Consider the following 6,780-nt stretch of genomic DNA (forward strand, 5'->3'; position numbering starts at 1 on the left):
TCAATTTGACGCTGAAATGCAGAAATAGCTTCCTCTATTCTTCCTTGCTGTTGTAATAGTCCTCCCATGCAATTCAGTGCGATCGCTATTTGTCTTTGGTCATTAAGATTGTCACTAATTTCAATTTGACGCTGAAAGGCAGAAATAGCGTCCTCTATTCTTCCTTGCTGTTGTAATAGTCCTCCCATACGGTTGAGTGCGATCGCTATTCTTTGTTGGTCATTGAGAACTTCACTGACATCAATTTGACGCTGAAAGGCAGAAATAGCTTCCTCTATTCTTCCTTGGTGTTGTAATAGTCCTCCCATGCGGTTGAGTGCAATCGCTATTCCTTTTTTGTCATTGAGAACTTCATTTAGCTCAATTTCTTCTTGAAAAATTTCAATTGCATTATCAATTTTTCCTTTTCGTTTTAATACCCAACTCAAAACATTTAAAACATTTCGCAAATTTTCCGGCTCATCGAAATCCCAAGCAATACTTACAGCTAATTGAAGTTGAGTAATTGCCTCATCAAAATTTTCTTGTTGCTCTAAAATTCTTCCGAGACGAATGAGAAATTTTACTTGAGAGCGCTTGCGAACTGTTTCTGATTCAATGTTTGTTAAAGTATCTGGAATAGTTTTCAGCACTGTTTTTGCCTCTTCAAATTTTTCCTGTAACGCTAAATATTTTGCTCGTCGGGTACAAAAAACAACAACAAGTTCCCACTCCTTAGATTGTGTCGCAAACTCCTGAAAATCTTTCATGAATTCGGCAGCTTTTTTCCAATATCCATATTCTTCAAAAAAGCTATGTAGTGATTCAATAAAGTCGTAATTGAATATTTTGTTTGTTCGTAGCCATTCTCCAACCAAAATCAAATCGTCTATATCTTCAGCAATCATAGAAGCGATAGAATCTAAACTTTCTTCATTTAATTTAATCCAATCAATAAAATACTCTGCGTGTCGTCTGGTAGCTTCTTTATATAATGATTTTGACTTTGCTAAACTTAAAGCAGAGGCTTGAATTAAGGGGTGAAATACAAAACGATTTTCCCCTGTTTCCATGTAGTTAATTAAAAATAATTTATGAAGGTAATCTAAATAATCCTGTGCTTCCCATTCATCCTCACAGCCTCCCGCTATCATTGCCGTCTTCCTTGCAAAACCATCCTCAGCACAAACACTCAAACAAGCAAAAAAATCAAGTTCATCTTCTTCCAAAGATTCTAAACTAATATCCAAAGAAGCTCTCCAATTAAAGTCTTTATCGCCTCGCACCTTTAAATCCGCTCGCTTTTGCTTTAAATAAGCAGCATAATCTGATAAAGAGCGATTTGTCCCTTTTAAGTTTGCTCCTGAAATCTGCAATGCTAAAGGTAGATTTCCTACTAATCGAATAATTTTATAAGCTGCATCTAATTCATTTTCAATCCGATTCTCTCCCAAAATACGCTTTAATAATAATAGCGATTTGGGCTTAGGAAGTAGAGGTAAATTAATTGTACTTTCATTGGAAATATCTAAAGAAAATGATATATTTCTATCTCTTGTCGTGACAATAATTGCACAAATATTCCCACCGGGACGCAATTTTTTAATACTTGCTTCGTCTGCATTATCAAAAATCAACAACATTCGACGAGAAGCGAATAACTCCTGCATAATTGTTGCCGCATCTAATGCTTGTTCTTCCTCTTCCTCAAAAACAAACCCCATCTCTCGCGCAAATTCTCGTGCAAGCGTCTCCACATCTTTTCCATCCACCCGCAACCTAATGATCCCATCCGTAAAATGCTCTTTGTACTGAGTTGCAAAGCGACAAGCAAGGGCAGATTTACCAATTCCTCCCGTCCCTGCTAAACTAACAATCCTGCATTGTTTTGTCTCTTGAGAATCAATCAATAAAGTTTTGAGTTTGTCTAATTCTTCCTCTCTTCCCGTAAACGTGGAAATATCTTCTTCAAGTAATACAAAAGGACAGCGAGTAATCTTCGCACTGATTCGAGAAGCAACTCCTCTATCCCATTCCTGAAAATCAAATCTTTCCTCTCCCCATTCCCCTAAATTTGACTGAAGATCGGGCAACGGAGAAACCCGAGGAATCATCATGTTATATTTCACCAACAGCGAATCTAAAAATTGTTGTTCCTCTTCTCCTATAAAATCTTTGAGATCTTCCAGCAACATTCCTAATGCTTCACAGCCACTACTCGGTAAGCGTCCATATTGTGCTAAATAAGTCACAATTTCAGTAGCCGCAACAAATTGATTTCCAGATAAATCGATTTGAGAGACCAATTCTCCCAAACCGACATACTCTAGGAATTTTTGACGCGATCGCAGATCCTCCATCTCAGGAAGTTTTTTGAGCAATTTGATTAACTTTTTGCGATCTTCGTTGGCTAATTTAACCATTCAATCTTGTCTGTACATCGGAAGGTAAGTCCGCAAGAATCCTTTCTATCAGTATGCCTTCATTCCGGAAATATCGCCGTTTTGTCGTCGGTTCATTTATATTTCCCCCCGCATGATGCACCGCAATAACCTGCCAACTATCATTAAACACCGGAGACCCCGAAGATCCCGGCAAAGTCGAGGTGACATACTGTACCACATTCCCCCCAATATACTGCACGAAATTATTTTGCAGGGAAATTTGTTTGGGTCTTCCGTCAGGATGCTGAATAATATTAACGCGATGATTGCGTCGAATTTCTCCCCCTCGCAAACGCAAATATCCCCATTGTTGACCCGGTGTGTCTTCTAACTCCACCAACGTATAATCAAGATCGGAATTCGTCTGAAAAATCCCTTTTTCTTTGGCGCGATATTCGTCAACAGCTTGCGCTTCTCCGTGAAAATTCTCTTCATAATTAAAGCGAAAAATTGCCCCCGATAATAACTCTCGCTTCTCCAAAACATGATTGTTAGTCAATAACAAACTTTCCCCCACCAAAAACCCCGTCCCCGACCATTGTTTTCCATCCCCTCGCACTCCAATATAAGCCACCGATCGCGCCACCTCTAAACCTTGCTGTAAAAAAGCAATAGGACGCAGAGTATTTTCCCCGATAATCTTCTCAAAAACATCCGTAGGTTCTTCCTTTCCTTGCCAGCGATCGATGCGAGGAGAGACTATAATAGGGGTCATCATGTCATAGTCCACCAACAACCGATCTAAAAAATCTTGTTGCTGTATGCCAACAAATTCTTTCATTGAATTGAGAAAAACCCCTAAAGCCTCACTGTCATAACTCAAACGACCGTACTTTTCCAAATAGCTAACAATCTCGGTAATTGCAATAAAAGCAGCACCAGAAAGATCGAGCATGGGAATCAACTTCCCTAACCCCGCAACCTCTAACATTTTTTGACGCGATCGCTCATTTGCCAACTCGGGAAGCTCTTTTAATAACGCAATCAATTGCTTGCGATCGCCCGCATTCAATGTCACCATTTTTCCTCACATTTTACTCTCTATCGCTTTCAGTTTAGTCTGCATTTTTGCCGATGTCCATCAAGGTAGAAAAGGAGAAAAAGACTCGCGATCGCAATACTTATCCGATCTCTTCACATATTTCGATAAAATAGCAGAACATAAAAGAAATTTTTGTATTTCAACGGGCAATCGAGCGATCGCTGTTAGTATTTGTTAAATTTGTTCCCTTAAACTAGAAAAACGCCATCATTCAAACTCGAGCCATGATCCTAAAAGTGCTGCTTCCTACCGAAGTTTTAGTCGAGCGATCGGTCACAAAAATAACTGCCGAAGCCGAAAACGGCTCTTTCTGTATTTTGCCCCGTCACATTGACTTTTTTGCCGCTTTGGTACCCGGTATCTTGTCTTTTGAATTAGAATCGGGACAGGAAACCTTTCTGGCTGTGGATGAAGGCATTTTAGTCAAATGCGACGCAGAAGTTTTAGTTTCCACCCTCAACGCCGTAGGGTCTGATAACCTCGAGGAACTCAAACAAACCGTCGAGCAACAGTTTCGCGTTTTAGACGAACGAGAAAAGCTCACCCGTTCCGCTTTGGCTAAATTTGAGGCCAGTATTATGCGTCATTTCAAGGAGTTAGGCAGCTAATGGACAAACTCGAAGATGACAAAAAAAACACGAAAGCGATGAGGAATCTCTTTCACCAACAAGTGGAAGCAAAAGCCACTCGCAAAATTAAGGCGCGACGAGAGAAAAATAATATCTGGTTTGCCTTGGGCATGTTTGGCATGGTGGGGTGGTCCGTGACAATTCCCGCATTACTCTGTATTGCTTTGGGAGTTTGGATCGATACCCGCTTTCCCAGCCGCTATTCTTGGACGTTGATGCTGTTGTTTGTCGGTGTCGTTTTGGGATGCCTGAATGCTTGGTACTGGATTAAAAAGGAGAGCGATCGCTAACGAATCTAGTTTACTCCTAGTGCTGCTCTTAGGCGCGACCCTCATCACTGGTCGAACCTGATAACTGATAACTGATAACTGATAACTGAAATGACTGTTGCGATCGCCTTTATTGCGGGTTTAATTTTGGGATGCCTTTATTTTGGCGGTCTTTGGCTGACAGTGAGGCAACTGCCCATGACGAAGCGACCCTTTCTACTGTTCTTCATGAGCTTGTTAATGCGTTTAGCGATCGCGCTAGTCGGCTTCTACCTGATTATTACTCATTTTGTCGAGGGAAAATTAATTATAGTTCTGTTAACTTGCGTCTTGGGATTCCTTCTTTCTCGTAATATTTTGATATATCTCATGACAACTTTCTCGGCAGCCAAAAACCGCTCCTTGTCCAGAAAGGAGTAAACACTTATGAATCTCACTCCAGATGGAATCATTGTTTGGCAATGGGGATCGCTCTCTCTCAGTGCGACTCTTGTTTTTACTTGGCTCGTGATGGCCTTCCTCGTCTTATTTTCTTGGTTCGTGACTCACAAATTATCGGCCTCAACCCACCTCTCTCGCGGGCAAAATCTCTTAGAAGTTCTCGTGCTGGGGATCGGCGAACAAATTCGAGAAATTAGCGAACAAGAACCCGCGCCTTATTTGCCTTTTGTGGGGACTTTATTTATCTTCATCGCAGTTTCCAACCTCTTGAGTATTATTCCGGGCTATCAACCCCCTACCGGCTCTCTCTCAACTACAGCAGCCTTGGCGATCTGCGTCTTTTTCGCAGTCCCCCTCTACGGAATCGGCAAACAAGGGTTTTGGGGCTACTTGAAACAGTACCTCGAACCTAACCCCATCATGCTCCCCTTTAACATTATTGGTGAGTTTTCTCGCATTCTCGCCCTCGCCGTGCGTTTGTTTGGCAATGTCATGAGCGGTACGATGATTGTGGGCATTCTACTTTCCGTTGCACCCTTGTTTTTTCCAGCAATTATGCAGGCAATGGGATTGTTAACGGGACTGATTCAAGCGTATATCTTCGCAATTCTGGCAATGGTTTATATTGCTGCAGCGACGACGGTACGGGATAGCGAAAACGAGGAAACAGGAGATCTCGAAAATGGATAATCTGGCATTGATTGGCATGGCATCGATCGCGACGGCGGGTATTACGATTGCGATCGGCTCGATCGGTCCGGCTTTGGGAGAAGGTCGCGCTCTGGCTCAGGCGTTAAGTTCTCTCGCACAACAACCGGACGAAGCCAAAACGATTACTCGCCTTCTTTTTGTGGGGATGGCATTAGTAGAATCAACGGCAATTTACTGTTTTGTCATTACTTTGATTTTAATTTTTGCCAATCCCTTTTGGAATTATTTCGTTAGTCGAGGTGGAGGATAGACGATGTTAATCGATCCTGTGATTATTGTTGCCCAAATTATTAACTTTCTCATCCTCGTCGTTCTCCTCAAGCGCTTTCTCTACGGTCCAATTGTTAAGGCAATGGAGCAACGGGAGCAAAGAATTGCGACTCGTCTCCAAGAAGCCGATACACGAGTGGAAGACGCTCAACAGGAAGCCGATCTTTATCGCCAAAAACAACAGGAACTCGAAACACAACGAGAGGAATTGTTGCATCTTGCCCAGCAGGAGATAGAGCAAGAGCGTCAAGTTTTAATGATGGGGGTGCGTTCTGAAGTTGATGCCGCTCGGGTACAATGGTACGAAGCACTCAATCGAGAAAAACAGGCTTTTTTACAAGAGCTACAACAGAGAGCAGGTCAGCAGATTGCCACGATCGCCCGTCAGGTTTTGGGCGATTTGGCGAATGCCGACTTGGAGGCGCAAATTGTGGAAACCTTCATCGATCGCCTGCACCACCTCGATGCGTCTCAACTGGAAATGATGCGTTCTTCCGCTAACCCGAGTCCACAAAGGGAACTGGCGATCCGCACGACCTTTGCTATTGAACCAGAAAAGCGCTCTCGACTCCTGCAAGCGATCGGCGCACAAATAGGAAAAGATGTAGAGGTCAAATTTGAGACGGGAGATGAGGCGATGTGCGGTATCGAACTGCGCGATCGCAACTATAAACTCTCTTGGAATTTGGCGCATTATTTACAGGAGTTGGAGATGGAAATGGAACGCGCTCTCGCTAATGACGCTTCACATTAACAACTTACTTAAAACAAGGTTTTTTAGTGTGAACAATATCTGCGGGTGAGAAGTGCGATCGCTTTTCATTCTTTTCCTATTCCGTTGCATATCTTGCGATCGCGTTCCTCAACGTTGATATTATTTTTTAGGTAATCTCGCACCCAATTACAACCTTTTTCGATCAATACATCCATTTCTAAGCTCCAAAGCATTATTGAGATAGGCACATCGATGTTTCAAAACTTGAGGAACATTGTTA

General features: G+C 42.3%; 8 protein-coding genes. 6 read left to right on the plus strand and 2 right to left on the minus strand.

Annotated elements, in window-relative coordinates; genetic code table 11:
* Both AC6RV6_RS29550 and AC6RV6_RS29555 read right to left on the minus strand, forming a co-directional pair.
* Positions 1 to 2,402 (minus strand): tetratricopeptide repeat protein (locus AC6RV6_RS29550; RefSeq protein WP_500244458.1); only part of this gene is annotated, 2,402 nt, incomplete at its 3' end.
* Positions 2,395 to 3,444, minus strand: a complete 1,050-nt coding sequence (locus tag AC6RV6_RS29555) for a trypsin-like peptidase domain-containing protein (protein WP_500244459.1) — start codon at positions 3,442 to 3,444, stop codon at positions 2,395 to 2,397. The genes AC6RV6_RS29555 and AC6RV6_RS29550, both read right to left, overlap by 8 nt.
* A 245-nt stretch (positions 3,445 to 3,689) precedes the next feature.
* Here AC6RV6_RS29555 and AC6RV6_RS29560 point away from each other — a divergent pair, with 245 nt between their 5' ends.
* The 6 genes from AC6RV6_RS29560 (at position 3,690) to AC6RV6_RS29585 (ending at position 6,539) form a co-directional block, all read left to right on the plus strand.
* Positions 3,690 to 4,073: a F0F1 ATP synthase subunit epsilon gene (locus AC6RV6_RS29560; RefSeq protein WP_500244460.1), complete on the plus strand. Its 384-nt coding sequence runs from the start codon at positions 3,690 to 3,692 to the stop codon at positions 4,071 to 4,073.
* The gene (locus AC6RV6_RS29565) at positions 4,073 to 4,384 is read left to right on the plus strand and encodes an AtpZ/AtpI family protein (RefSeq protein ID WP_500244461.1); all 312 of its coding nucleotides are present in this window, start codon (positions 4,073 to 4,075) and stop codon (positions 4,382 to 4,384) included. Before AC6RV6_RS29560 ends, AC6RV6_RS29565 begins: the two co-directional genes overlap by 1 nt.
* A gap of 90 nt (positions 4,385 to 4,474) precedes the next feature.
* On the plus strand, positions 4,475 to 4,783 hold the full coding sequence (locus AC6RV6_RS29570) for an N-ATPase subunit AtpR (protein ID WP_500244462.1): 309 nt from the start codon (positions 4,475 to 4,477) through the stop codon (positions 4,781 to 4,783).
* Between the two features lie 6 nt (positions 4,784 to 4,789).
* Complete coding sequence (locus AC6RV6_RS29575; protein WP_500244463.1) at positions 4,790 to 5,494, plus strand: F0F1 ATP synthase subunit A; 705 nt, start codon at positions 4,790 to 4,792, stop codon at positions 5,492 to 5,494.
* A complete protein-coding gene (locus tag AC6RV6_RS29580) occupies positions 5,487 to 5,765 on the plus strand; it encodes a F0F1 ATP synthase subunit C (protein ID WP_500244464.1) in 279 nt (92 codons plus the stop codon). The genes AC6RV6_RS29575 and AC6RV6_RS29580 overlap by 8 nt, the downstream gene beginning before the upstream one ends.
* 3 nt (positions 5,766 to 5,768) lie before the next feature.
* Positions 5,769 to 6,539 (plus strand): F0F1 ATP synthase subunit B family protein, encoded by a 771-nt coding sequence (locus tag AC6RV6_RS29585; RefSeq protein WP_500244465.1) that lies wholly within the window; start codon positions 5,769 to 5,771, stop codon positions 6,537 to 6,539.
* Positions 6,540 to 6,780: the final 241 nt, after the last annotated feature.

Source organism: Spirulina sp. LEGE 11439, from assembly GCF_059821285.1.